The sequence below is a fragment of the Streptomyces sp. NPDC032198 genome (assembly GCF_040636975.1).
Taxonomy (GTDB): Bacteria; Actinomycetota; Actinomycetes; order Streptomycetales; family Streptomycetaceae; genus Streptomyces.
Genome location: NZ_JBEZVL010000017.1, coordinates 114,957 through 139,942, shown reverse-complemented (window position 1 = coordinate 139,942; position 24,986 = coordinate 114,957). Strand labels below are relative to the sequence as shown.

The window sequence follows — 24,986 nt, the reverse complement described above, 5'->3', positions numbered from 1 at the left end:
ACTCCCGGCCAGGCGCAACGGACCGCGCGAAGACACCGGTATGGGGCAGCCACGGCATCTGGTCGAGATGGCCGCGAAGAAGAAGGCGGTGCGGCGTGCGGAGGAGGATCCGGTCGAGTAACTGCCGTGCATACGCGCACCCAGCCTCCTGGCGTAGCAAAGATACGCGGGCGTTCACTCTTTCGAGGGCGGGCGACGGAGGAGGGTGGAGACAGGGCAGAGCCATGATCCCGGCCATGCTGATGCCGACACCGAGGACGGCGGTGAGCAGCGGAAGGCCGACTGCGGCCAGCGAGCCGAAGGTGACAAGGGGCACCAGTGCGGCGATCGCGATGCCGATCTGCTCGCCGACCCCGCCCGCCGCGAGCTGCGTGGCCAGCGCCGTGCCGCCGACGTCAACGATCAACCCCGAGTAGCGGGCCTGGTCGACCGCCTCCTCCAACGTCGTCTTCGTGGCGGCCGTGAGGTCGTCCGCCTTCACCTTGTACGACGGTCGCATACGCCGTCGACGCGTCCTTGCTCACCACTCGGGCACCGGGCTGGACCGGGCCAACGACGCCGGCCACCTGCCCGCCCCCGGACGTCTGGTCCACGAACCTGTCGATGGCCGCCCGGTTGTCGGCGGCTGTGACCTTCTGCGCCTCGATGCCGGGCATGCCGCCCGCATCGTCGGCAGCGCCCGGCGCAGTGGTCGCGCCGAAGCGGACGTCGGCCAGGACTCCGAGCCACACCAGGGTGACGGACCAGCGCCGTCGGAAGGCCGTGCGGCCCAGGCGGTAGAGAAGTGTGGCCATGTCAGGCAGGCCTCCAGATCGGGGATTCGGTGCCCCACCAGAATCCCGATCATGGAAGCGCCCGTCGTCATGCCGCTGATGGCAATCCGAAGAGCCCAGCTAGGCGACGTCCGTGTTGGCAGGGCAGCGGCCCGCCCCCAGGCACTCCGGGCCGATTGGCTGCGGGCGGCTGCCCCGGCACTCAGTTCGGGTCGGCGTTCGCGGTCACTACGTCGACGGCGTGGCGGCGATGTACGGCGAAGAGGTCGAGCGCGGTTTCGGTGTCGCGGGAACGCAGTGCGGTCACGAGCCCGTGGTGTTCTTGCGGGATGCAGCCGAGGTATCCGTCGGTGCTGAGGTTGATCCGGGTCAGCAGGAACAGGTGGACCTGACAGCGGATGCCGTCCCACGCGTCGGCGAGGCGCTGGTGGCCGGCGGCGGCGAAGACGGCGTCGTGGAAGGCGATGTCCAGCCGCACCATCTCGTGGGCGTCCGTTACGTGCTTCATGACCTCGGCGGCCTTGGCCAGGGATGCCAGGTCCTCGTCCGAGGCGCGTGTGATCACTTGGCGGACAGCCAGGTCTTCCAGTGCACCACGCAGGCTGTCGAGCTCAGCGACATCCTCAGCGGACACCGTCGTCACTGTCGTCCCGCGGTGCCACGCGCAGTGGACCAGTCCCTCGCGTTCCAGTACGCGCAGTGCTTCACGTACCGGGCCGCGGCTGACATCCATCGTGGCGGACAGTTCCACCTCGCGCAGCTGGGCGCCAGGGGCGTACAGCCCGCTGAAGATGGCTTCCCGGATCCGGTCTGCGACCTCGTCCGACAGGCCGCGGCGGCGGGCCGGGGACACCTTGCCCTGATCACTCATGTCTGGCTTGCACCTCCTCAAGGTACGTCCTAATGTTAACATCACGCTCTTGTCTCATTGTTGACATTAGGACAATGAGTTAACCCCTCTGGACCCACTCCCGGAAAGGAAGTGCCGTGACTGTTCTCCGCTCCCCGATCCCGCGGTTCCACCTGGCCATGCCGGTCGACGACCTGACCGCCGCGCGCCGTTTCTACGGCAAGGTGCTGGGCCTTGAGCAGGGCCGCAGCGCGGGCACCTGGGTGGACTGGAATCTGCACGGCCACCAGTTCGTCACCCACCTCGCACCGGAACGCCCCCAGCGCATCCACAACCCGGTCGACGGCCACGACGTCCCGGTCCCGCACTTCGGGCTGATCCTGACGATCCCCGCCTTCCAGGGGCTCGCCGAGCGGCTGCGCGCGGCGGGCGTCGAGTTCGTCATCGAGCCCTACGTCCGCTTCGAGGGCCAGGAGGGCGAGCAGCACACGATGTTCCTCCTCGACCCGGCCGGCAACGCCCTGGAGTTCAAGGCGTTCGCCGACGACTCCCAGGTGTTCGCCGCCTGACCGGCGCACACCCCAGCCCCCTGCACCCACCCACGAAAGACAGGACGAACTCATGAAGGTGTTCCAGATCGGCGCTGCCGGTGGAGTCGGCCGCCGCCTCACCCAACTCCTCACCGCGCGCGGGGACGCTGCGACCGGCATGCACCGCGGGGGCGATCAGGGCAGGACCGTGCGCGAGGCCGGCGGGACACCGGTGATCGGTGATCTCATCGCCGACACCGTCGACGACCTCGCGCAGAAGATGCAGGGCCATGACGCGGTGGTCTTCTCGGCCGGTGCGCACGGCACCGGCATGGACAAGACGACCCTCATTGACGGCAAAGGCCTTCAGAAGGCTGCCGACGCGGCCGCGCTCGCCGGCGTGACGCGGTTCGTGCTGATCTCGGTGTTCCCCGACGCGCTGCGCGGCGGTGAGGCCGGTGAGGGCTTCGAGCACTACATCAAGGTCAAGAAGAGCGCCGACGTGTACCTGACGCGCACGGGTCTCGACTGGCTGATCGTCCGTCCCGGAACTCTCCTGGACACCCCCGGCAGCGGCCGGGTCACTGCCGGCCCGGCCGTCGAGTACGGCGACGTGCACCGCGACGACGTCGCCGCGTTCATTGACGCCGCCCTGCACCAGCCCGCCCTCAGCCGCGTCATCGTCGAGCTGACCTCCGGCGACACCCCCGTCGCGGACGCGGTCGCCCGCCTGGCCGCCTGAGCCCGGCGTCCCCGCTCGCCCCCGCATCCTCCACCAGAGACCGTCCTGCCCGTGATGCTCCGCCAGAAGTCCGGCCACATCCTCAACATGGACTCAGTGGCCGGTCACCAGGTCGGCGACGGGGCTGGTGTCTACAGCGCGACGAAATTCTTCGTGCAGGCCATGACCGAGTCCATGCGCCGGGAACTCGGCGTCCGCGAGGGCATCAAGGCGTCCACGATCAGCCCCGGCGTCATCGACACCGGCTGGACCGACAAGGTCACCGACCCCGCCGGACGCAAGGCCGCCCAAGAGCTCAACGCCATCGCGATCAGCCCCGAGTCGATCGCCGACGCCGTCGTCTACGCACTCGACCAGCCCCCCGACGTCACCGTCAACGACCTCGTCATCTCCCCCACCCACCAGAACTGGTAACACCGCGAGCCCCGAACAAGGGGCCCTGCGGCGGCGGGACGACCCACATCGGGCCAACCCGCCGTCGCCCTGGTTCCTCACAGTGGCTCGGACGAACCCGCACGTCCACCTCCCCATAAAGGGACTCACCGCACGCCCCCGGACGGTAAGCACCGGCGTCTCCCGCAGCCGGAACCAGTCACTTCCCCTTGCCCGCGGCCCTACTTCCGTCCGAGTTCCTCCTCGAACGGCAACAGGAATCTGCAAACCCACGCACTTGGGTGTGGGACTGCCTGATGGCCGACGGCGAGGATCTACGCGGGCGCCCGTACACGGAGCGTCGGGCTGCCCTACTCGACGTGCTCGCCGGCGTGCCACCGCCGATCCAGGCGACCGCAGCAACCGACGACATCGACGTGGCGCTCGCTCGGTACGAGTACCTGCCGGCTCAGGGCCTTGAGGGCGTCTTGTAGCCACGGTTTGGAGCTGACCGTTTGACCACTACGACGCCGATTCCAACGCAGGCGGCCCAGGTTGGTCAGGCTGCATCCGTGGTGGGGTGGGGTGGGGGGCGGAACGGAGATCTTCGGCGGCTGCACATGTTCACCCGCACCTCGCCGTAGGGCCGTACGTGTATCCAGAACAGCTGAGGCGACCCGCACGTGCGACGGCCATGACTGACGAACAGGTATGTCACGCCCGCGACTTGCTTGCCCGCCCGGAGAGCAGCGTCACCCCGATCGCGAAGTTCCTCGCTGTCTCCCGCAGTACCATCGTTCAGCAGGCTCAGGCCGGGCTTTCCGACGTTTCGGCGGCGGTGATGTGGACCTCGGTCGCGCCGAGGACGCGGCCGTTGGCCTGGACCTCGATGCGGTGCGGGCCGGGGTGGATCGTGCGGACCGAGAGGCATTCGAACCGGTGCCGGCGTGAGAAGGGGACTGCCTGGCCCGCGGGGAGGTCCCGGGCGGTCAGCTTGAACACCTTGCCCGCTTTGGGGCCGCGAACCCCTTGGTAGTGGACTATGTAGTCGATCGCCGCTCTCGTCGCGTCGGTGGCGTGCAGCGTGAAGGTGACGGTGGTCGCCTCCCCGATGGAGATGGTGGAGGGCGAACAGGCGAGGTCCGTGATCTCGATCGGGGCACGGTGATCGAACCCGAGAACCGCGAGAGCCTCCGGGTGTCCTCGCTTGACGAGTGTCCGCAGGCCGTGGCGTACGACGAAATCGCCCTGCGTGCTGCTGCGCAACCATCGCCGGGCGGTGACGAGGACGAGGTCGGGGTGGTCCTTGCTGATGTCGTTGAGGTGGTTCGCCACGGAACGGCGCACGTAGAGGGACTCGTCATTGACGAGAGGCTCCAGGAGCGCCAGCGCCGGAGCGGGGTCGGCGACGAACCGCGAGAGCTGTGACGCCCAGGGCAGCCGCGGGCGCGTGCCCTCCGAGACGAGCCGCCGTACGTGTTCGTCCGGGTCGGTGGTCCACGCCCTGAGCTGGTCCATCGTGACCTCGTAGTGGGCTTCGACGAACGGGCGGATAGCGAACTCGGCGGTGTAGCGGGAAGTGAGCGCGGCCAGCAGCGGCAGCGCGACATCGGGCCGGTCCAGCAGCGCCGAGGCGACGTAGGCGTTGACGGGCATGGAAGCCCACCCCGTAAGCCCCCCGCTGTCGAGAGCATCACGGATCACCCGGCCGGCGTCCTCGGGGGACGCTGGCATCGTCGCCGCGAGGGCACGGGCGATCCAGTCGATACGGGCCTTCAGCTCCAGGTCACCGATACCGGTGCACGCGAGCTCTTCGAACGTCGTCCTGTCGAACGAGGCCGAGGCACCCGCGAGGTCACCCGCGAGACGCCCGATGAGCTCCGGCGACAGTTCATCTTTGAAATCGGCCATCTCAACGCCCGCCCACGGTCAAGTCGAGGCCCCCGACCGCTCGCCCCGTACAGCTCTTGGCCGGCGGGAGGAGGGGCTCGATGCGCTCCCACTGTTCGTTCGGGAGCGGTGTGAATCTCGACCTGGGCATCATGGTTTCGAGTCTGCCACGCACCACTGACACACGGCCGGTACCTCAGGTGCTCTGAGCTGCGACGACTCCCCGCTTCGCGCAGCCTGCCGTGATGGACGAAGAACCCTTTCTGACAAAGGAGGCTGAGCGTGGCGGCCGGACAGGGGGCGGGTCCGTTCTGGTGTGCGGCGCGGCGTGGGGATGTTGTAATGTGTTCGAGTTCCTGCGCCAGGGTTTCGGTGGCAGTGACCGGACTTCCTGTTCCTTCTGTGTCGATCTTGGGGTGACGTCTTATTAACCAGGCCATGTAGTCGTCCGTGTTCCCCGCGTGCTGTGTTGTCGCACGTGTCCGGGGGCGGACGTCGCGCTGGCCTGAGTTGCGTCACCCCTCCCCGCAGTTTTCTTTCCCGGGTGCAGCTCTGCCGTCTGCCCCGGGCTTTTGGTGTTTACCGGCCCCGGTGCGGCTGTCGGCAGGGCTCCCCGATTCCTTTGGATCAGGAGTTCCCGTTTTGTCTTCCTCCGCGCTCGGCAACGAGCCAGAGCACACCACCACCCAGACCCCGGCCCACCCATCACCTGGACCGTCGAAGATGGCCATGGGGGCCTGGATCGCCCTCCTGGTGCTGCTGACCGCCGAGCTGATGAACATGCTCGACCAGTCGGTCGTCCTGACCGCCCTGCCCGCGATCCAGGAGTCGACCGGCGCAGGACCGGTCGCGGTGCAGTGGCTGACCACCGCCTATTCCCTGCCCGTCGCCGTCGGGCTGATCACCGGCGGACGGCTCGGTGACATCTACGGCCGCCGCAGGATCCTGCTCATCGGCACCGTCGTGTTCACCGGCGCCTCGCTGCTGTGCGGTGTGGCCACCGGCCCGGGCGTGCTGATCGGCGCCCGCCTGCTCCAGGGCGTCGGCGTGGCCGTGATGATCCCGCAGGTCCTGGCGACCATGCACGTCACCTTCGAGGGCCAGAACCGCAGTAAGGCGTTCGGCCTGTACGGGGCCGTCCTGGCCATCGCCAACGTCTTGGGTCCGGTCCTGGGCGGCGTGCTCACCCAGGCCGACCTGTTCGGGCTGTCCTGGCGGCCGATCTTCCTGGTCAATGTGCCCGTCGGGCTGGCCGTACTCCTCCTCGGACGCACATTCATCCCCGAATCGACCGTCCGCAAGGCAGACCGGCTCGACCTGGTCGGCATGCTGCTGTCCGGCCTGGCCATCGTCCTGATCCTCTTCCCGCTCACCGAGGGCCACACCCACGGATGGCCGCTGTGGTGCTTCATCATGCTCGCCGCCGGCGTCCTTGTCCTCGGTGTCTTCCTGCGCCACCAGTGGCGCAGGCAGGACAGCGCTCCGCTGGTGACCCTGTCCCTCTTCCGGGTCAGGCAGTTCTCCGGGGGCATGGCCGCGGACCTGCTGCACGGCCTGCTGTGCGGGCTGTTCTTCATGACCTGGACCCTGTACCTGCAACGCGGACTGGGCTTGAGCCCGCTTGAAGCAGCCGTGGCCTTCGTGCTGCTCTCCGTGGGAGAACTGGGCGGCGCGACGATCGCGGCGAAGACCGCCGGCCGTTTCGCCCGCCGTCTGCCGCAGGCCGGAGCCCTCATAACGACCGCTGCGATGGTCACCTACGGACTCCAGATCGGCAGCCACCAGGCGGACCTGCCCCTGCTGGCGATGACCGGTCCGGTGGTGCTGATCGGCTTCGGCCTGGGCATGGTCTCTGGCCCGCTCGCCGATCTGTCGCTGGCCAGGGTCCCGCACGAGGACGCCGGTTCGGCCTCGGGCTTGTTCAACACCGCCATTCACCTGGGCATCGCGCTGGGCACCGCGCTGACCGCCGTGGTGTTCTTCGCCATCACCGGCGGCTCTCCCGACGGCGCGGTCAACCGCGACGCGTTCGTCACCGTGCTGTGGTGGGTCGGCGGCCTCCTCGCCCTGATGTGGGCCCTGATGTTCTGCCTGCCCAAGCAGGCCGACCACCAGGCCGACTGAGCCACTTCCCACGGGCGGCGGCACCTGCACCCTGGGCGCCGCCGCCGCTTGGCCCTCCCTTGATTCCCGGGGCAGGTCACTGAACGGCAGCCCATGCACTCCTGGCGACGCCCAAATACACCGATGTTGATCAGGGCATCACGCTGAGGACGCTTCCCACAACCGCCGACAACTGCCTCCCCTAACCGTCGACATAGCCAGTCTCGACTGCCTCCGGGTACGCCTGGGTCTTCTCCTACTCGGCGAGCGCCCGGTAGATGCTCGCGACTGAGGAGTTCTGTCCCTTGCGCTTGCCGGTGGAGATGCTCAGGTCGGGCTGGAACTGCTCGACGGACTCGCCGAGTGCCTTGCGCCTTGCGCCGCAGCACGATGTGCAGCATATCGACGGTGATGACCGGGGGCCGGCCGCCGTACTTGGCCTTGCGGGCCGCGGTCTATCAGGGACGCCGGTGCAGTGGAGTGACGGCTCGGGCATCGTGGAGGGCGGTACGCAGGCGCTCGTTGTCTGTGCTGAGGCGTTGGATGGCCGCGATGGCGAGGTCGAGCTCCGCTGTGAGGTCGCGGTTCTCTCGGCGGAGCCGAGCGTTGTCGGTCTTGAGCCTGGTGTAGGCGTCCGCATCCTGTGCGCCGTTTGAGGCTCGGGCGGTGGCGGAGAGTTCGGCGCAGGTGTCGGGGAAGTTGCGGCGGAAGGTGGTGTTAGCGAGCCCGAGGTGGGTGGCCAGGGCCAGCACGCTCGGGGTCCGTCCGGTCTCGGCGGTGAGGATGTAGATGGCGGCCTGGACGTCGGCGCGGCCAGGCAGGAGGCGGCGGTAGCCGGTCATGGTGTGGTCCCGGCCGTGGAGGCAAGGAAGTCGCGGATCGCTTCGCTGCGGCGGGTGAGGTTGGCCAGCAGGAGGGGCGGGAGAGGCGGGAGAGGCGGGCGGGTGCGGGCCTCAGCGTCGAGACGGTCGGCTTCCGCCGCGAGGGTGCCGGTGTTGTCCGGCGTGAGAGTGATGTTGCGGCATTCCGACGGTCGGCACTCCAGCAGAACCGGACGGAGTTCGCCGCCGTGGTCGGCGCGGGGGTGGCACAGCGCTTGGTCAGGGTTGAACACACAGGTGGCATATGTGCCGGGGTAGATCTCGGGATCGTGGCGGGCCAGAACCCGGCGCAGGCGGCGGGGGTCAGTGACGACGGAGCCGGCGAAGTTGGTGCGCTGGCGGAAGTCGCTGAGTCGGGCGGCGGCCTCGGGGACCGCGCAGATCGTGCTGGTGGTCGGTGGTGAGGGCCAGGAGGTGTTCGCCTCGCTGCAGGGCCTGCTCGGCCTAGACCTCGGCGCGGAAGCCGGAATCGCTGGTGCCGGTGTACCCCTCGAACATCTGGATCCCGAGGTGGCGGTACTGGACGGCTCCGGCGAGCACACCACCGGGACGACAGGCGATGTACCAGGCCAGGGTGCGGCGGAACTGGCGGGCGGTCAGGTTCCAGGGGGCGCCGTCGACGTCGGGGACGGTGTCGGTGAGGCGGTGGTGGCGGCAGTAGGCGTTGATCCAGGTGATGACGTGGTTGGTCAGTTCGTTGCTGGAGCGCAGGGTCATCGCGCCGAGTTTGATGCAGGCGCGCGTGTCCAGGCTGCGGAAGAGCAGGACGGTGCCCGGCGGTTGGAGGCGTTCGAGGACATTGACGGCTCGGGCGGCCGGGGCACCGATGATCCAGGTAGCGGTGGCGCCGTTGGGTCGTGCTCGCCCTTGGAAGCGAGACTGCTGATCGTCCAGCGGTAGGGGTCGCCGGAAGTGTCGAGGAGGGGCCGGGTGCCGCCGGGGCGCAGGTGCTTGATTACTGGCGGGAGGGGGTTATTCCGACCGTGCACTATTCCTCAAGATCGCTCGCCACCGACTCATGACATTGAGGATGTGACGCCCCGTGGTCCTACCTCGGGTCGGGCAGATCCCGTGGAGGCGAATCAACGATCAGGCATCCCGCGGAGACCGCCCTTCCCCCGAAGCAGTCGCCGCAGGGCGGCCCGGCAGCAGGGTCGCCGGGCCCCACTGCAATCAGCGAGTGTCGGTGCGCTTTTCGAGGCGGGTGCCGTGGCGAAGGGTGATCGACATCAGGTCGCTGGGGGTGTTCAGCTCCAGACGGTGCCAGCGGCCGCGGGGGACGATCACTGCGGTGCCTGCCTGCAACTGCACCATGTCCTCGGCACCGCCGGGCGTGGTGGCACGGAAGTAGAGGCGGACGCCGCCAGTCAGGCAGCAGACTGCCTCTTCGGCCTCCGGGTGCATCTCCCAGTGGTCGGCGTGGACGTCGACGTCGGTCTCCACGTGGAAGGTTGCGATCTGCCAGGCGCCGGAGTCTCTGCTCGTCATCTGCCGGTCGGCGGCTCGGACATCACCGGCGGGGTGGAACTGCAGCGCGGAGGCGAACAGGTCAATGGGGGCCGTCGTCATGATGGCGTTCCTTCCAGTCGATTCTTTGTGGGGACGGAGGGTTGCGGGTCAGGCACGGCGGCCTGATGACGGGGCAGCACCCCGATCGCCACGACTGCCGCGAGTAGGAAGAGACCGGCGCTGACGGCAAGACTCACGGCGTAACCGTCGTTGAGTGCGGCGGGGCCGGTGGCGGGGCCGGTGCGGAGTGCGGCGATGGTGGCCAGGGCGGCCAGGCCGACGCAGCCGCCGAGTTGGCGGGAGCTGTTGAAAAGGCCCGAGGCCATGCCGGCCTCGTGGGAGGCGACGCCGGTGGTCGCGGCGGCGGCGACTGGGGCCAGGACCAGTCCCACGCCGACGCCGGTGATGAGACAGGGTCCGAGCACATCGGTGAATAAACCGCCGCCGGGGCTGATGAACGCGAACCACGCCAGGCCGACGGCGGCCAGCAGAGCACCGGGCACCAGGGCAACTCGGGGGGTGCGTGCCGCGGTGACGCGGGTCGCGATGACGGTACCCGCGACCAGGCTCACGGAGAACGGCAGGAACGCGAGGCCAGTCGCTGCGGCCCCCATGCCCAGGACCTGCTGCATGTACAGGGACACGAAGTAGAACGCCGCGAACTGCCCGGCTGCGGCCAGGAACACCAGCACGTTGGCGCCGGCCACCCAGCGACTGCGCAGCAGACCGAGGCGCAGCAGCGGCGCGAGGGCCTTGGATTCGGCGAAGGCGAAGGCAGCCAGGAGCGCGGCCGCCGCGGCGAGGGTAGCCACGGTGGCCGGGGATGCCCATCCTCGGACGTCGGTGCGGACGACGCCGAACACCAGCAGCCCGACTCCTCCGGTCGCCAGGACCGCGCCGAGCACGTCCAGCCTCGCGCGCCGGTCGGGCTGTGCTCCGGTCGGCACGCCTGCCAGAACCAACACGAGAGCCGCCGCCACGATGGGGAGGTTGACCAGCATCACCCAGCGCCAACCCGCGTACTCGGTCAGCAGACCACCTGCCAGCACGCCCAGTGCTCCCCCCGCGGCATTCACCGCGCTCCAGACCCCGAGCGCCCGGACACGCCGAGGACCCTCAGGGAAGGTGGTCGTGAGCATGCCCAGCGCCGCCGGGGCGGCCCCGGCGGCACCCAGCCCCTGGCCGGCACGGGCGGCGATCAGTTGCCAGGGCGCCTGTGCCAGTCCGCCCACCAGCGAGCACAGCCCGAAGACGACCAGGCCCCCCACGAACAGCCGGCGGTGACCGTACAGGTCACATGCGCGGCCGCCCAGTAAAAGCAGTCCGCCGAATGTGAGCGCGTAGACGTGCACGATCCACGACAGGTCGAGCGGCGCGAATCCCAACGCGGTGCGGATTGCGGGTAGTGCGACGTTGACCACCGACATGTCCAGGGCGAAGACGAACTGGGCGACGGCTGCCGCCGCCAGCACCACTCCGGGTCGCCTCCTTGAGTTTTTATACATGTAAGGAAACTAGCGTCAGGGGATCGCCGTTGTCGACACCTGAGGAATGATGGGGGCATGCCGCAGCCGTCCGCACCGCGCAAATCCCCTGGCCGACCTCCCCGCATCTCCCGCGAGGAGGTCATCGGGACCGCCCGCCGGATCGTGACCGAGGAAGGCGTGGATCGGCTGACCATGCGGCGGCTGGCCACGGAGATCGGCAGTACGCCGATGGCGCTCTACCACCACGTCCGCAACAAGGAAGAACTGCTGGTCCTGCTGCTGGACGACTACGCCGCGGGGGCGCTGCGTCGACCTGAACTGCCCGCCCACCCTCGCGAGCGAATCATCGTTGCCGCCGCCGCGATCCACGAAGCGCTCGCCGCCTGTACCTGGATCGTGGAGGTGCTGACCGCCGATGACCTGATGTCAGCGTCCGCGCTGTGGTTCGTCGAGCAGATAGTCGACGGACTGGTCGAATGCGGACTGTCCCCCGAGCGAGCCGTGCACGGTTACCGCGCGATCTGGTACTACACCGCTGGAGAGATCGTGGTCCGGGCGACAGCGGCCCGGCGGCGCGCAGACGATGACCGTGCGACCTACCGGGAACAAGTCTTCGGCGATCTCGACCCGGGTGACCTGCCCAGGTTGGCGCAGGTCGCGGACCGCTGGGCACCACTGACCGGCGAGGACACTTACCTGGACGGGCTCCGTGCCCTGGTGGACGGCCTCCTGGCTCCCCGTTGACCTGCTCATTCGCATCATGTCTGCCCGAGCACCGATCCGGTGCCAACGCCTCTGCCCCGAAGGCTCACGAAGCCGATCTCATGATCGCTGCGATCTGCTGCTGGTGACCTCCTCGGCGCGGGCGGCGAGGTACTCGGCCCAGTCGCGTCGGGCGTAGGCGACCCAGCGGAGTGCGGTGTGGCGGTGCATGCCGGTCAGGTCGGCGAGGATGGGGCTGGGGAGGTCGGCAGCGAGGGCGGCGAGCGCCGCGTTGCGGGCGGTGCGGACCGGAATGCCGTGGCGGCCCAGTTTCTGGGTCATGCCGTGTGTCGAGATCGGCTTGCCCGGGACCATGCCCGGGAAGAGCCATCGAGGCCCTGGGTGGACCCGCGAGAGCTGTGGCCCGCATCAGATCATGGCGCCAGGGTTCCCTGTACGGGACGTGCCTGACGGCTGGAAGGTCCAGGAGTACGGCGACTGACGCACAAGCGCCCGCCATCACGGGAAGGCGGGCGCAAGGCCGGACAGGGGATTGACTTGCCGGCCTCGGCCACGATCCGCACAGCACCCTCACGGAACTCCGCGTCGAACTTTCGCCTCTTGCCCGCCATGACGCTCAACTTCCCCTGCAGTCACGGTCTCTACGCTACGAGGGGAAAGGTCAAGTGAAGCTTGCTGGTAAACCCGCCGCACGAGTGGCCAACCCTCACCACCTGCACCGCGGCCGGCTTACTGCTTGCCGGTGAACTTCGGGTCCTTGGCCTGGTTGTAGATCTCCTTGCCCGCTGCGTCGTAGGCATGGACGTAGGGACTCGGGCCCATGTAGCGCGGGCCGGGTGGCGTGTCCGGGGAGAGGGCCGCCCCATAGACGAACGCGCCGCCCGCCATGCGAGCCGGGTACTCTTTCGGGTCGTCGCCGTAACTGATGGTGATCTTGGCGACCTCGGACGTGTAGTGCCCGGCGCCCAGCATGAGGTACTTACCCGCGCCGACGGGCTCGAGCATGGAGTCGAAATACTCGACCACACGACCGGTCCCCCACAGCCGGTCGTTGATGAACGTCGGCGGGGAGTCCTGGCTGGTGCCCTTGTCACCCTTCGACTGGCACTGCACATACTGACCGGCGGAGTTGACGGCGACCACCACGCCGTCCCGGTCCCGTGAGGCGACGGGCGTGCGGACCGCGATCACGGCGTGGTACTGCGACGCCTCCGGCCCCAGACAAGCAGAAAGAATCTTGGTGACGGACCCGGTGTCGATCGGGGTCGTCGTCGCGTCGGTGATGGCGAAGGCCGCCTCGGGCGACGCCCCACGGTGCGAAGACGGTGCGGAACCGTCTCCCCCCGACGTGGCACCGTGTGACGCGCTCGGACTCGGTGCCGGAGTGGACTCCACCGGGCTGCCGCCGCTGTGCGCGGGGTCGGCGGCACTCGGTCCGGCGTCCTCTGTCCCCCCGAGGACGACCACAGCCGCGACGCTCAATGCCGTCACTCCGGTGGCGACGCTGAGCGGTACTCCCCATCTGCGTCGCAGCGAAGCCCCGTTGTCCTGTGGACCGATCTTCATCAGTAGTTCCTCTCGGGTCCGCCGGTGGTTCGGCAGATCACGATCGGAAGGAGCCGCCGGAATGCCCTGCGAGTCATTCATCGTGCGATCTCCTTCGTGGCGACGGGATTTTTCGAACTGAACGACGCTGGAGCCGTGGCTCCGCCGAGGTCGGCCCCCAGCCTCTGCCGCGCCCGGTGCAGCCGGGACTTCACGGTTCCGACTGCCACCTTCAACACCGCCGCGGCCGCCTGCTGGTCAAGGCCCGACCAGACGCAGAGCTCAAGGACCTCACGTTCGTGACGCGGCAGCCGGGCAAGCGCCCGATGGATCTCCGACATACGACGCTCGTCGTCGATCTGGACGGCGACGCTGTCCGCGTGGTCGCCCACCGACTCGTCATGCGAGACAAGCCGGTGCAGCAACGCCTCGACCCGTCTCAGCCGCCGCCTGGTGTTCGACAACTGGCCATTGGCGATGCCCAGCAGCCACGGCAGAGCCGAGTCCCGGTCGAGTACCGTCTCCGATCTCCGTCGCCAGGCGTGCAAGAACACGCTCGACGTGAGGTCCTCGGCCTCGGACCAGTCGGCCGTCCGCCGGAACAGATGGTTATAGACGGCCTTCCCATGACGGTCGAAGATCCGACCGAACGCCTCGCGATCGCCGTCGACGGCCCTCGCCCACAGCTCCCGGTCAGATATCCCGCCGACCGGCATGGCAGGACCAGCGTCGTTCAGTTCCATGCCCTATCCGTGTCCGGCACCCGGCCGAAGGTTCCCACCAAGCCACATCCGCTCCGAGAGACAGCTGTGACCTGCCGCGAAGTCATGTCCTTGCCGACCTGTCGCTGCTTGTGCCTATGTGCATGCTCGTTGCCCACTGCAGGACGTTGCCGAGCAGGCGCGCGATATTAGCCTGGCCACCCACGCTCGCCGACGCCGACGCCGACGACACAACAGTGCGGCCAGGGTTTGCTGCTGGCCGGCTGCCAGGTGAAGGACCTGCAGGGGGTGAGCGCAGCCAGCCCGCCGCGTGGTCGAATGCAGACTGCCATCAGCGCACCGGTGGCACCCTCCCGAGCTGCCCGATCGGCCGGAACTAGCCTGCGACGTACGCCGTGTTGGAGGTCCACCAGACGCGCCCCAAGCCCCTGCAGGGATTGGAAACGGCCCCCACGTGAACTCGGTTCCGGAGAAGCTCGCGTAGCTGAAGGTGACCGTGCTGCCGGAGAGCACAGCCTCGTGAAAGTTGACCCTGCCGCCGGAGAACAGCACGCCGTCGAAGTTGACCGTGCCGCCGGAGAACGTCGCGCCGCTGAAGATGACGTTGCCGAGAAAGCGGCTGCGCGATAGGTCGCCGCCGTCGAAGGTCGCACCGGTGAAGTCGAGGGAGTATGTGCACCAGGAGGCGGGGGCGGCGGGGTCGCGCAGATGGTCACGGATCACGCGAATGATTGTCCAACGGACTTCCCGTTCACCGGCCTTGTGGCCCGGTCCTGCGGAGTCGGGCTGGTAGGGCATGCGTAGGTAGGCGCACAGGACATCGATGCAGACCTGGCGTTGATCTTCCCAGTCGTCGGCGAGGCGGGCCAGAGCGTAGACGCCGGCGAGGCGTACGGCTGCCTGGTCGTGGCCGAGCTGTTCGGCGGCCGTGGTGTACCGGTCGGCGAGCTGGCTCGCGTCGGCGCGGTGTGCGTCGCCCTCGGCCAGAAGCTGTTTCCGGTAGGCGTAGAGACCGGCGAGGACGGCACCGACCAGCGTCAGCGCGGTGACCGTGGCTTTGAGGACGTCGTTGACATTGACCGGCTCGGGTGGTTTTTGGTCGGCGGCCGCCTGCGCGAAGTAGTCGTAGGCATACTCGTAGATGCCCCGGCCAAGGAGGAGGACGAGCACCACGGCGAGGGGGGCGACGAGCCAGACCGGCCAGAGGTTCGGGGTGTAGCGACCCCGGGAGGTCTGATGCTTGCGCCACGGTGAGAAGGCCACGTCAGGAGCATGGAGCCTGACAGCGTTCGGGTGCAGCGACTTGACGAAAGAGACCGCGAAGCCCGGCCAGGCCATCAAGCTCCCTCAGGCAACCAAGCGGAAGCAAGGACTACCCTCGCAGAAACAGGAGTGCCGACCGCAGTAAGAAGTCCCTCGGGAACCGGGCCCGTCGCACCTGAGAAGTTCACTGCGCCGCCAGAGAGCACCACGTCGCGGAAGTACACCGTGCCGTCAGCGAAGGCCATTCCGCTGAAGTACACCGCACCGCCGGAGGACACCGCGGCACTGAAGTTCACCATCCGAAGGCGGGTGAGGACGTTCACGTGTACGCCGACACCCGGACGACCGGGAAGGGCAGCAGCCGCATGTCGAGGAGTTCCGGGAGGCACCCGGTCGATTCCGCTGGCCGCGGCGCACGCCACGGGCGGGGTGCGATGGCCGGGAGCCGTGCATAGGCCGGCCCCGTTGGCGTGCCGCCTGCGGGGCCCGGGTGTTTCCTCGCGCACGGGCGGCGCGTATGCCTGCAAAGGGAGGATAGTGGGGGCCAAGAAGCTCACTTCTCGGGTAGCAAGCCGTCGCTCGATGGCCTGGCTGCGCCCGACTCGTGGCCCGGGCGCAGCCAGGCTCACGTTCCAGGCTCCCCCGGGTGGGCTGGGGGCGGAAGGGGCGAGAGCATGCCGTACAGGAAGACCGCTGTGCTGGTGGGGTTGCTGTTCCTCTCGTCGACGCTCACCTTCTCCGTTGGCAGTTCGCTCCTGGAGGACTATTTCTCCGGTACGGATGCCGGAGAGGGAGGGCTCCTCGCGGGCGTGCTGCTGGAGAGTTATACAGCTCTTGCGGTCGCCGGGATCGGGGTCGCGCTGTTCCCCGTGCTGAAGCCGCACGGTATGCGCCTCTCGGTCGCGTATCTGACCCTCAGGTGCGCGGAAGGCGCTGCCATCATTGCGGTCGGGTGTTATTTCCTCGTGAGCAGGAACGAGTTGACGGATTACGAACTGCTGGTCTACGCGTTCTCCGGCGCCGGTGGTCTGGTCCTGTCCTGCCTCCTGCTGCGTTCCGGGCTCGTCGCACGGTGGCTTTCGGTACTCGGACTCGTGGGCTACGGCGTTCTGTTGGCGGGGGTGGCGAGCGACCTGCTGGGGCTCGTGGACATCAACTCCGGCGCCGGGACGGCGTTCTACGTTCCTGGTGGCCTGTTCGAAGCAGTGCTTCCGCTGCTGCTGATCTTCAAGGGATTCCGCCTCATCGTGCCGGCGCCAGGCACGAGCGATCGTGATGCGCGGCCGATGCCCGAGGGGGCCCGCGGATGACCCCGCCCGGCGTGACATCGCGGGCGGTCCGCGACGCCGCTCTGGTCGCGGGAACGGGAATCCTGGCCATGGCCCCGTTGGCGGTCTTCGCCAATTTCGGCGTGCTGGAGAACCTTGTCACCGAGGACGACGCGGCACGAACCGCACAGGACATCCGCGGTTCCGAGGCACTGTTCCGCTTCGGTGCCGTCGCCCTGTTCCTGGTCGCTGTCCTGGACGTGGTGGTGGCCTGGGCACTGAGGGTCTTCTTCCAACCGGCGCACGAAGGAATCGCGACGCTCGCGGCCTGGTTCAGGCTCGCCTACGCCGCAGTGCTCCTCGTCGCCGTCACCCAACTCGTCGGGGCGTTGCCCCCGGCCAAGGACGCCGAGTCCCTGGGGGCGTACAGCGCGGAGCAACTGGACGCCGAAGCACTCATGCGCGTCGATGCCTTCCACGACATCTGGGACGCCGGGCTCATCTTCTTCGGCGTCCACCTGCTGCTGCTGGGGCTGCTCGCCTTCAGGTCGGGCTACGTACCCCGGGTGCTGGGCGTCCTGCTGGCCCTCGCGGGGCTCGGCTATCTCGTGGACAGCCTCGGCGCCTTCCTCTCCTCCGAGTACGCGGCCGAGGCATCCGTGTTCACCGGCGTAGGCGAACTCATCCTCATGATCTGGCTCTTGGTCAAAGGCAGGAACATCGGCTCACGGCTTCCGATACAGGCCGGGACGGCGCCCTGAGAGGCGCTCGCGTAAGCGCCACGCTTCCGCGTATCCCGAAATGCGAATCGCCCGTGCTGAGCGCAAACGGAAAGAGGTGATGTTCAGGCGGGCAGGGTTCGGCAAAGGTGGTGGAAGCAGCCCTCCGGACGAGGCGGGTGTGGTGGAGGATCGCCGGGCAGGAGGTAGCCGCTCAGTCTGATGATGTTGGTTCCAGCGGCAGTGAGAACCCGACTCAGACGGCCGCTCCCGCGTACGCGGTCACGTCCTCCACCGATGCGTTGCCGCCGCAGATCACCAGGCCGAACCGAGTCGACTCACCGGTCTTGGCCAGGATGCGGCGGGCCGCCGGGAGCAGACAGCCCGCCGCCGGCTCCGCCCATACGCGGGCGTGCTCGGCCAGTTCGAGCACGCCCGCGTATGCCTCCGCCTCGGGCACGACCAGCACCTCGTCGACCAGGTCACGCACCATCGTGTACGTCAGTGGGGACACCGTGGGCGCACTCAGCGTGCTGATGCGTGAGTCCACATCCACCTGGACCGGCCCACCACAGGCCAACGCCCTGGACATCGCCTCGGCGCCGGTCGTCTCCACGCCCCACACACGCACCCCCGGCCGCCGTGCCCGCAGTGCCGCCGCCACACCAGCGATCAGGCCACCACCACCGATGGAAACCAGGACGTCCGTCAATTCCCCCGCGTCGGCGGCGAGTTCGAGTCCCACTGTGCCCTGCCCCGCAATGACCACCGGATCGGAGAACGGGTGCAGCAGCGTGAACCCCTCCCCCTCCAGCCGGTCCATCGTCGCGAAGGCCTCGGCCATGGTGGCAGTCAGCCGTACATCGGCTCCGGCGGCCCGGGCAGCCTGCACCGAGCGTGCCGGTGCGGTGCGCGGCATCACCACGGTGGCGCGCACACCCAGCGCGGCCGACATCTCCGCCACGGCGACACCATGATTGCCGCCGGACACCGCGACCACGCCGGCCGCGCGTTGCTCACCGGTCATCGCCAGCAGCTTGGCGACGGCTCCCCGCGCCTTGAACGAACCCGTGCGCTGCAGCAGCTCGAGCTTGACCGTGACCGGTACCCCAAGCAACGCGGTCAACCCCGGGCTGGGCAACGTGGGAGTGCGCACCACATGCCCGGCAATCCGCGCTGCCGCGCTCTCCACGTCCTCAACACCGACCATGGCGCCCCTCCGGGATCTCTCACACGCCGTATCCCTCTGCACACTACGCGGGCGATCGGTCCCTGTGACCATGAACATCGGGTACTTGAATGCGTGATCCGATTGCGTCCGATCGGGCAACAGGGGGGGTGTGCACATGAGAATGCGCTCGCGGCCGGAGGCCGCGTGACCAGGGCGCGTCCTGTCGGTCTGACTGGCTGAGTAAAACCAGGTGCGGCCGGTCGCCGCGGCGGTGTGAGATGCGGGACATGACGATCGTTTTGAACGAGCCGGGTGTTGACGGGTTGACCGGGGCCGTGGGTGCCCTCCGGGAATGGCAGGACGACCGTACGCCGCTGCAACTCCATCCGGGAGACCTCGGCTGGGCCTGGGCGCTGGGTGCAGAGAAGCTGGCCGCGGAGGTCCGTACCTGGAGCGTGGACGGGCGGATCGTTGCCGTCGGATTCCTGGACGGCCCTGATGTGCTGCGCCTGACGACCGCGCCGGATCTGCGACAGGACGGTGAGCTGGCGCGCCGGCTGCTGGCGGATCTCGATGATCCGGAGCGCAGGGTCCTGCCGCCCGGGAAGGTCGGCCTGGAACTCCCCAACGGCGCCCTGCTCCGCGAGGTCCTCTTGGAGGCGGGCTGGATTCTGGACGAGGCGTGGACGCCGCTGCGCCGCGACCTCGCCGAGCCGGTGAAGGACTCCGGCCTGCGCATCGAGGTGGCCGGTCCGGAGACGGCGGGGGTGCGGACCGCAGTGCACCGCTCGGCCTTCGGCGGCCAGAAGTTCACCGAGGAGGTCTGGCACGTCCTCGCGGCCGGGCCGGTCTATGCCGACGCCCGCTGTCTGATCGGGTACGACGACCAGGACAACGCGGTGGCCGCGGCGACGGTCTGGTCGGCCGGGCCCGGCAAGCCCGGTCTGCTGGAGCCGATGGGCGTGCACGCCGAGCATCGCGGTCACGGCTACGGGACGGCGATCAGCGTCGCAGCTGCGGCGGCGCTGCGTGAAATGGGTGCGTCAAGCGCACTCGTCAGCGCAGAGAGCTCGAACATTGCCGCCGTCGCCACCTACAAGGCGGCTGGATACCAGCCGTCGTCCGAACGGCTGGACGTCAGCCGAGCCGCCTGAAAATGATCCGACGGCGGCGTCGGGCAGGTCGCATCGCTGACCCTGGCTGGGCCCAAACACCCTTTGAGGACATGGGGTAGGTCGGGGTTCGATGATGGTTGGATGATTCGTCGTGGTGAATTGACCGATGCGGCCTGGGGGCTGCAGCGCATTCTCAGGTGCAGCGTCCACTGGGCCGGTCAGTGGCCATGCACCATCGTCCAGACCCGCACGGAGTCCCATCGCCTGGCCCTCACCAAAGCTCAGGCCGAGTCGGCTGACTCCAGTTGAAGCACGGTTCAGAACACGTTGATCGCAGCGGGTGCCCGCTCCACGCGTGTCAACGCTCGCAGCAACGCTGCCTGGCCATGCCGTCGGGCGGAAAGCTCAGTCAACAGCGCAGCCACGGGAGCGAAAGCAGTACGGGGAAGCTCTGCCACCCGGCCGCCCACGCTGACTGTCAAGTCATCTATGTGCACAGCCAGTTCCACCATCCTCGTCACGAGGAAGTCATCGAGAGTCAGCGCCCACCCTGTCTGCGGCATGAAGACGACGCGGTCCCCGCGCAGTTGCGCGAGACCATTTCGCTGCTCGTCGAGTGCGGCGCGGGCACGCTCCCGCAACGGCTGCACCCCTTCGGACGAAATGTCTTCACCCTTCGCACGGATGCCAGAGTTGGCCTCCCCGTCATGCGGAGCGTCGATCCACACGGCACGTGCATAGTGGTCCAGCAAAGAGATCGGATCGCGCTCGGACTCAGGTTCCTGAAGCACGGGAGCCACGCTGAAGATCTGGTAGATGAGGTGACCTGCCAGACCACCGACAGACCACTCCGTCAACACGCTGGGCTTCCCCCACAAGGCGGCCACTTCCGGCGTGTCCAGCAAAGCCACGGCCTGCGCCGCGGTCTCCAAGTAAGCGTTCTTCAGACTCACGAGCCCCCCCCATGATCCGGTGCTCCCAGATTACGCAGTGCCGCTGGGAGCCGCAGCCCTGTGCCGTACGGCAATCAGCCCAACCATAGCCGGATGGGCTCCCGCCCTGCCGGAGCGCCGCGTGTGGAGGGGATGCGGTCGGCAGCGTCGTGCGTGTCGGCGCGGCCGGCGAGCACGGCCACCTGCGATCGTCTGTTATGGGGCCAGGAGCGGGACAGTGATGGTGCGGTGGCCCTCTTCCTGCCCAACGGGGCCAGCGCCAAGGGCAGCCTCAACCGTTCCATCTCGGATGCCGGAGGGGGGGTCTTCCTGACGATCCTGCACGCCAAGGCTGAAAGCGCCGGACGGGAAGTGATCGCTGTGGACCCCCGCAACACCTCCCGGACCTGCCCCGCATGCGGGCACGTCGCGAAGGACAACCGGCCCGCCCAGGAGAAGTTCCACCGCGTCAGTTGCGGCCACCAGGCGCATGCCGACCAGGTTGGGGCACGCAACGTTCTAGGGGTCGGGCTGGTCCATCGCGAAGCCCAACCGGTATAGCGAGAAGTCTCCATTCACGAGGGGGAGGAATCACGCATACCAGAGCAGCGGGCGGGTGCATCCAGTGCCGGTGACACCGGCCCATCCGGCGGCCGGGCATTCTGCGAGCGTGCGGAGCCACCGGGTTGCGGCCCGGGCGCAGGGAGTCGGTGGCGCAGGAGACGTCCGGCTTAACTCCCTTCGCCTGATCGGCCGCATCATCTGCTGAGCGGCACCCACGATGGCTTCGCCTCGGCCTACTCCACGATGCCCGGGGGTGTCGGTGGCGGCTGGATCATGCTGAAGTCGGGGCTGACGACGATCCTCGATGAGGCGTGCCCCGCTTCTTGGCGGGCTCGGTCCGGGACAGCGCCGGGGCGAGCCAGCGGCTGAGGAACGTGCGGAGTTGGTCTTCGTCGTGCGGCGGTTCGCTCGGGTGCTGCAGCAGCGACGCCAGAAGACGCATGATGATCTCGGCGAGCCCTTGGAGCTCTTCCTCTTCGATGCCGACGGCGGCCCAGTCGACAGGAAAGCGCTGCAGCATCTTGGCGCCGTAGGCGATGGTGTCCTGGGTCGTGGTGCCGCGGCCGAAAGCGGTGGTGTCTTTGAGCTGCAGCAGCAGGCTCAGGCGGGGCTCGGCGGGGATGGTCCGTATACAGAAAACCATGCCTTCGACCACGGCTTCGGCTGGGTCGGTGATTCCGTTCAGGTGCGCGATCATCAGGTCTACGAACGACTCGGCGCCCTGGGCCGCCACTTCGCCGATGATGTCGCTGATACGGCCGAAGTGACGGTAAACGGTCTGGCGGGTGACGCCGAGCTCGCCGGCGACGTCGGACAGGGTGGTTTTCGTGACGCCGTGCCGGTCGATGCAACGGGCGGTCGCGTCAACGATGCGCTGCCGGGCCTCCGCGTCCGATGCGGGAGGCCTGCCTCCCCAGCCGTGGTGCCCCATGGCCCTAGGATCGCACAGGCTCCTCGGTTCTTCGGGAGGTGGTCGCGCGGAGTACAGCCGCGATGAGCCCGGCCGCGGCGATGGTGCACAGCACGGTGTACCAGAGGCTGCCGATGGGGGTGCCCTGCTCGGTGATGCCGTCGGCCGCCGCGAAGTAGGCCGGCAATGCGATCAGCCACAGAGCGATGTGGACGCCGAGGTACAGCGCCGGATAGATCCGCGCGAACTGCGGTGAGGGAAGCGGAGGTTGACCGGTCCGCGGCGCGCGCCAGGCGTCCGCGAGGAGACTGAGACCCACCATCCACACCAGGGCCAGTTCGGTGGTGAGGATGGCCTGTTGTATGCCGAGCTGGTCCCCGCCGCGAAAGAGATTGCTCGGCACGCCCGCGACCGCCATCGCCAAGGGGGTAAGGGCACCGGCCGCGACGGTGCGCAGGCTGATCTGCCGGCCGGTCAGCGGGCCCCGTCCCGCCTTCGCGCCGGTCAGCAGGACGACGAGGTAGGTCATCGCGCCGAACGACACCGAGGCGAACAGGAACATGCTGTTCATCGGGACCGAGGCGAGCGCGGGAGCGTTGATCATCTCGTTGCCGGGGTTCCAGGCCCACCACTTCAGCTGGGGCCCGACCTGATCGAAGATCTCGTAGAACGCCTGGCAGGTGAACGCGACCGCCAGGGACCCGGCCAGCGGACCGCGTCGCGTGAAGACGCCGAGGGCGCGGATCACCTCGTAGGCGAGTTGGGACAGCGCCGGATAGAACGCCACGATGTAGAGAGGCAGCCGGTCGTACATGAACTGCACGGTGAACACGTTGTGGGAGAAGATGAGCCCGACGTGCTCCTGCAGGCCGAACCAGCCCGGGAAGTAGAGCGGCGGCTCGATCACCGCCAGGTAGACGATCGAGGCGAACCACAGCGAGATGTTGATCGGGTCGCCGTCGCGGCGCCACCGTCGCCACGCATGGACGAGGGCGAACACCGCGCCGCCGATGATGAGCAGCTCGAGGAACGGCATGGTGGCGTTCTCGAGGCCGAACGGGTTGCGGAAGTCCACGATGGGGTCGGCGTGGTGACAGGAGTGGCCAAGCCTCTCAGCCAGGCGCTCGGCCGCTGCGTCGCAGGAGTAACCCATTGCCAGCTCCTCGGGTCAGTGGTCGACGAGTCCGGTCGCGGCGGACGGCTCGGTGCCGGTCCGGGTGCGGTTGCTGTAGTCGGTGCCGGGCGGATCCTGCTGATCGTCGAACCCGCCGGGCACGACCGCGCGCCCGAGGCGCTGACGCACCTTGTGGCGCACGATGCCGAACCAGAACCGCGGGTCGGTGGCCATCTCCTTCAGCGACTTGTCGAGGTTGAAGACCTGGGCGAACGTCCGCTCGACGTACGCGTCCTCGCGGCTCGCGGCGGTGATGGCGTTGAAGACCGGCCAGCTGAACCGGGCGGCCAGCCTGCGGCGCCAGGCGGGGACGACCTCACTCCCGGTCGCGAAGTCATAGGCCTGGTCACGGGCCATCGCGAGCATCCACGGCACGTCGAGGGACTTCTTCTGCCGGGCCAGGAACTCGCGGAAGAAGGCGACATCGAGAACGTCGCGGCTCTGCAGCAAGTCGGCGAGAATGAGGGCGGAACGGGCTGCCGAGCTCATTCCCTGGGCGTAGAAGGGGTTGAACGCACAGATCGAGTCACCGACGCAGACCAGCCCGAGCGGGTGCTGTTCGAGCAGGTCGAAGCGGCGCCACTTGTTGCCGGTCGAACGGGTGAGGTGCACTTCGGAGGTCGGAGTGCAGGCACGCGTCGCGGCGCCGAAGGCCGTGGCACGCACGCGGTCCACCGAGGCTTCGAAGGTGGTGACTTCGCGCGGCATCCGGATGCCCCACGACCCCATGCACACGATGGCGCGGTCCCCCTCGATCGGGAAGAAGTTGCTGAGGAACTCGTGCTCCTCGGGCTGTTCGCGGGTGTCCTGTGCCGGAGTGACGACCAGGTGCTTCCACCACCACGACTGCGGACGCCGGCCGGCGGGGGGCAGGTCGTACCACCGCGAGGTGTAGGTGACCTTGGCGTCGAGAGTCTTCTCCGGCGGTGTCGGCCACCCGGCCGTGTGCAGCCACTCGGCGACGGAGGAGCCACGCCCGAGGGCGTCGACGACCAGGTCGGCGGAGAGGTGCACCGCGTCGTCGCCCATGCGGTACTCGACTCCTTCGACGCGACCGAACGCGGTGCCGCCCGCGGTGGAACGAAGTCCGGTGACCGTCACGCCTTCGCGGATCTCGATGGCCGGAAGCCCACGCACGTTGTCGCGCAGGACCCGCTCGATGAGCACGCGGGAGCTGTAGACCATCGTCATCGACCCGGTTTTGCGCGGGGCCCAGCCATCGTTCTCGCAGTACGCCGCGTCCATCGACGGCATCAGGTGCATCCCGCCCGCTGCGATCAGTCCTTCCTCGAACCCAGGGAAGATTTCGCCGATCGCACGACGCCCGGAGTTGAGCAGGAAGTGCGGGTGTTTGCTCTGCGGCACACCCCGCCGATGCTGCGCGTCGGGCGGGAGCCGGTCCCGCTCCAGGACGATCACCTCGTCGAAATGCCTGGCGAGCACTCCCGCGGCGCACAACCCCGCCACGCTTCCGCCGAGCACCACGGCTCTCTGTCCTCGCATACTTCCTCCATTCATACACATACCGCGTGAATGTATGATCAGTGGGTGGGGAGGCTAACAGGGGCGGCCGCAACGAGCCAGACTTCGCACGAGGTGAACCACTGGACGCCCGGAGGCCGTTGGACGGGGACCGGCGCGAGTTCCGGGTCCGCCCGCGGGGCTATCTGCCGGAGTGGTCCAAGTCCCCGAGCACTTCGAGAGGGGAGTCTCCGCTCGCAGCGGTTGGTGTGGGCCCGGCCG

General features: G+C 68.3%; 25 protein-coding genes and 2 pseudogenes. 10 read left to right on the top strand and 17 right to left on the bottom strand.

Annotation, left to right across the window (positions count from 1 at the left end):
* Positions 1-217: 217 nt before the first annotated feature.
* Positions 218-794 (bottom strand): annotated as a pseudogene (locus AB0E78_RS36300) (MMPL family transporter); the annotation flags it as partial.
* Positions 795-975: 181 nt separating this feature from the next.
* A complete protein-coding gene (locus AB0E78_RS36295) occupies positions 976-1,644 on the bottom strand; it encodes a GntR family transcriptional regulator (protein ID WP_361842179.1) in 669 nt (222 codons plus the stop codon).
* Positions 1,645-1,760: 116 nt separating this feature from the next.
* Between AB0E78_RS36295 and AB0E78_RS36290 the strand changes: the two genes are divergently transcribed.
* From AB0E78_RS36290 to AB0E78_RS36275, 4 genes are all read left to right on the top strand, one after another.
* A complete protein-coding gene (locus AB0E78_RS36290; protein WP_361842176.1) occupies positions 1,761-2,192 on the top strand; it encodes a VOC family protein in 432 nt (143 codons plus the stop codon).
* Positions 2,193-2,244: 52 nt separating this feature from the next.
* The gene (locus AB0E78_RS36285) at positions 2,245-2,895 is read left to right on the top strand and encodes an NAD(P)H-binding protein (RefSeq protein ID WP_361842173.1); all 651 of its coding nucleotides are present in this window, start codon (positions 2,245-2,247) and stop codon (positions 2,893-2,895) included.
* A 51-nt stretch (positions 2,896-2,946) separates the two neighbouring features.
* A complete protein-coding gene (locus AB0E78_RS36280; RefSeq protein ID WP_361842170.1) occupies positions 2,947-3,309 on the top strand; it encodes an SDR family NAD(P)-dependent oxidoreductase in 363 nt (120 codons plus the stop codon).
* A 188-nt stretch (positions 3,310-3,497) separates the two neighbouring features.
* A complete protein-coding gene (locus tag AB0E78_RS36275) occupies positions 3,498-3,761 on the top strand; it encodes a hypothetical protein (RefSeq protein WP_361842168.1) in 264 nt (87 codons plus the stop codon).
* Positions 3,762-4,074: 313 nt separating this feature from the next.
* Here the strand turns inward: AB0E78_RS36275 and AB0E78_RS36270 are convergent, their stop codons facing one another.
* Entirely contained in the window at positions 4,075-5,178 is a 1,104-nt protein-coding gene (locus tag AB0E78_RS36270) for a DNA alkylation repair protein (RefSeq protein ID WP_361842165.1), read from the bottom strand.
* A 621-nt stretch (positions 5,179-5,799) separates the two neighbouring features.
* On the opposite strand from AB0E78_RS36270, the gene AB0E78_RS36265 reads away from it, so the two are divergent.
* Positions 5,800-7,281 carry an MFS transporter gene (locus tag AB0E78_RS36265; protein WP_361842162.1) on the top strand — a complete coding sequence of 494 codons (1,482 nt, stop codon included), beginning with the start codon at positions 5,800-5,802 and terminating at the stop codon, positions 7,279-7,281.
* 437 nt (positions 7,282-7,718) lie between these two features.
* On the opposite strand, the gene AB0E78_RS36260 is transcribed toward AB0E78_RS36265, so the two are convergent.
* The 5 genes from AB0E78_RS36260 to AB0E78_RS36240 form a co-directional block, all read right to left on the bottom strand.
* Positions 7,719-8,102 (bottom strand): hypothetical protein, encoded by a 384-nt coding sequence (locus tag AB0E78_RS36260; protein WP_361842159.1) that lies wholly within the window; start codon positions 8,100-8,102, stop codon positions 7,719-7,721.
* On the bottom strand, positions 8,099-8,374 hold the full coding sequence (locus AB0E78_RS36255; protein ID WP_361842156.1) for a hypothetical protein: 276 nt from the start codon (positions 8,372-8,374) through the stop codon (positions 8,099-8,101). Before AB0E78_RS36255 ends, AB0E78_RS36260 begins: the two co-directional genes overlap by 4 nt.
* A gap of 211 nt (positions 8,375-8,585) precedes the next feature.
* A complete protein-coding gene (locus AB0E78_RS36250; RefSeq protein WP_361842153.1) occupies positions 8,586-8,858 on the bottom strand; it encodes a hypothetical protein in 273 nt (90 codons plus the stop codon).
* A 456-nt stretch (positions 8,859-9,314) separates the two neighbouring features.
* Entirely contained in the window at positions 9,315-9,710 is a 396-nt protein-coding gene (locus AB0E78_RS36245) for a cupin (protein ID WP_361842150.1), read from the bottom strand.
* Positions 9,707-11,155 carry an MFS transporter gene (locus AB0E78_RS36240; protein ID WP_361842147.1) on the bottom strand — a complete coding sequence of 483 codons (1,449 nt, stop codon included), beginning with the start codon at positions 11,153-11,155 and terminating at the stop codon, positions 9,707-9,709. The genes AB0E78_RS36245 and AB0E78_RS36240 overlap by 4 nt, the downstream gene beginning before the upstream one ends.
* Positions 11,156-11,212: 57 nt before the next feature.
* Here AB0E78_RS36240 and AB0E78_RS36235 point away from each other — a divergent pair, with 57 nt between their 5' ends.
* Entirely contained in the window at positions 11,213-11,881 is a 669-nt protein-coding gene (locus AB0E78_RS36235; protein WP_361842144.1) for a TetR/AcrR family transcriptional regulator, read from the top strand.
* A 78-nt stretch (positions 11,882-11,959) separates the two neighbouring features.
* Here the strand turns inward: AB0E78_RS36235 and AB0E78_RS36230 are convergent, their stop codons facing one another.
* From AB0E78_RS36230 to AB0E78_RS36215, 4 genes are all read right to left on the bottom strand, one after another.
* On the bottom strand, positions 11,960-12,181 hold the full coding sequence (locus tag AB0E78_RS36230) for a hypothetical protein (protein ID WP_361842141.1): 222 nt from the start codon (positions 12,179-12,181) through the stop codon (positions 11,960-11,962).
* Between the two features lie 408 nt (positions 12,182-12,589).
* Positions 12,590-13,426, bottom strand: coding sequence for a hypothetical protein (locus AB0E78_RS36225; RefSeq protein WP_361842139.1), 837 nt, complete (start codon positions 13,424-13,426; stop codon positions 12,590-12,592).
* 77 nt (positions 13,427-13,503) lie between these two features.
* The gene (locus AB0E78_RS36220) at positions 13,504-14,148 is read right to left on the bottom strand and encodes a sigma-70 family RNA polymerase sigma factor (RefSeq protein WP_361842136.1); all 645 of its coding nucleotides are present in this window, start codon (positions 14,146-14,148) and stop codon (positions 13,504-13,506) included.
* 114 nt (positions 14,149-14,262) lie between these two features.
* Positions 14,263-15,465, bottom strand: coding sequence for a pentapeptide repeat-containing protein (locus AB0E78_RS36215; RefSeq protein ID WP_361842133.1), 1,203 nt, complete (start codon positions 15,463-15,465; stop codon positions 14,263-14,265).
* Between the two features lie 599 nt (positions 15,466-16,064).
* On the opposite strand from AB0E78_RS36215, the gene AB0E78_RS36210 reads away from it, so the two are divergent.
* Positions 16,065-16,700 (top strand): DUF4386 domain-containing protein, encoded by a 636-nt coding sequence (locus tag AB0E78_RS36210; RefSeq protein ID WP_361842130.1) that lies wholly within the window; start codon positions 16,065-16,067, stop codon positions 16,698-16,700.
* On the top strand, positions 16,697-17,419 hold the full coding sequence (locus AB0E78_RS36205; RefSeq protein ID WP_361842127.1) for a DUF4386 domain-containing protein: 723 nt from the start codon (positions 16,697-16,699) through the stop codon (positions 17,417-17,419). The genes AB0E78_RS36210 and AB0E78_RS36205 overlap by 4 nt, the downstream gene beginning before the upstream one ends.
* A 214-nt stretch (positions 17,420-17,633) precedes the next feature.
* On the opposite strand, the gene AB0E78_RS36200 is transcribed toward AB0E78_RS36205, so the two are convergent.
* Positions 17,634-18,587, bottom strand: coding sequence for a threonine/serine dehydratase (locus tag AB0E78_RS36200; protein WP_361842124.1), 954 nt, complete (start codon positions 18,585-18,587; stop codon positions 17,634-17,636).
* A gap of 248 nt (positions 18,588-18,835) precedes the next feature.
* Between AB0E78_RS36200 and AB0E78_RS36195 the strand changes: the two genes are divergently transcribed.
* On the top strand, positions 18,836-19,702 hold the full coding sequence (locus AB0E78_RS36195) for a GNAT family N-acetyltransferase (RefSeq protein ID WP_361842121.1): 867 nt from the start codon (positions 18,836-18,838) through the stop codon (positions 19,700-19,702).
* 278 nt (positions 19,703-19,980) lie between these two features.
* Here AB0E78_RS36195 and AB0E78_RS36190 read toward each other — a convergent pair whose 3' ends face one another.
* Positions 19,981-20,616: a maleylpyruvate isomerase N-terminal domain-containing protein gene (locus tag AB0E78_RS36190; RefSeq protein WP_361842118.1), complete on the bottom strand. Its 636-nt coding sequence runs from the start codon at positions 20,614-20,616 to the stop codon at positions 19,981-19,983.
* A gap of 237 nt (positions 20,617-20,853) precedes the next feature.
* Here AB0E78_RS36190 and AB0E78_RS36185 point away from each other — a divergent pair.
* Positions 20,854-21,156: pseudogene (locus AB0E78_RS36185) on the top strand (transposase); the annotation flags it as partial.
* Positions 21,157-21,430: 274 nt separating this feature from the next.
* Here AB0E78_RS36185 and AB0E78_RS36180 read toward each other — a convergent pair.
* The 3 genes from AB0E78_RS36180 to AB0E78_RS36170 are packed head-to-tail and all read right to left on the bottom strand — an operon-like array spanning position 21,431 to position 24,746.
* Positions 21,431-22,090 carry a TetR/AcrR family transcriptional regulator gene (locus AB0E78_RS36180; protein WP_361842115.1) on the bottom strand — a complete coding sequence of 220 codons (660 nt, stop codon included), beginning with the start codon at positions 22,088-22,090 and terminating at the stop codon, positions 21,431-21,433.
* A gap of 4 nt (positions 22,091-22,094) precedes the next feature.
* Positions 22,095-23,222, bottom strand: a complete 1,128-nt coding sequence (locus tag AB0E78_RS36175; protein WP_361842112.1) for a hypothetical protein — start codon at positions 23,220-23,222, stop codon at positions 22,095-22,097.
* Between the two features lie 15 nt (positions 23,223-23,237).
* Positions 23,238-24,746 (bottom strand): hypothetical protein, encoded by a 1,509-nt coding sequence (locus tag AB0E78_RS36170; RefSeq protein WP_361842109.1) that lies wholly within the window; start codon positions 24,744-24,746, stop codon positions 23,238-23,240.
* Positions 24,747-24,986: the final 240 nt, after the last annotated feature.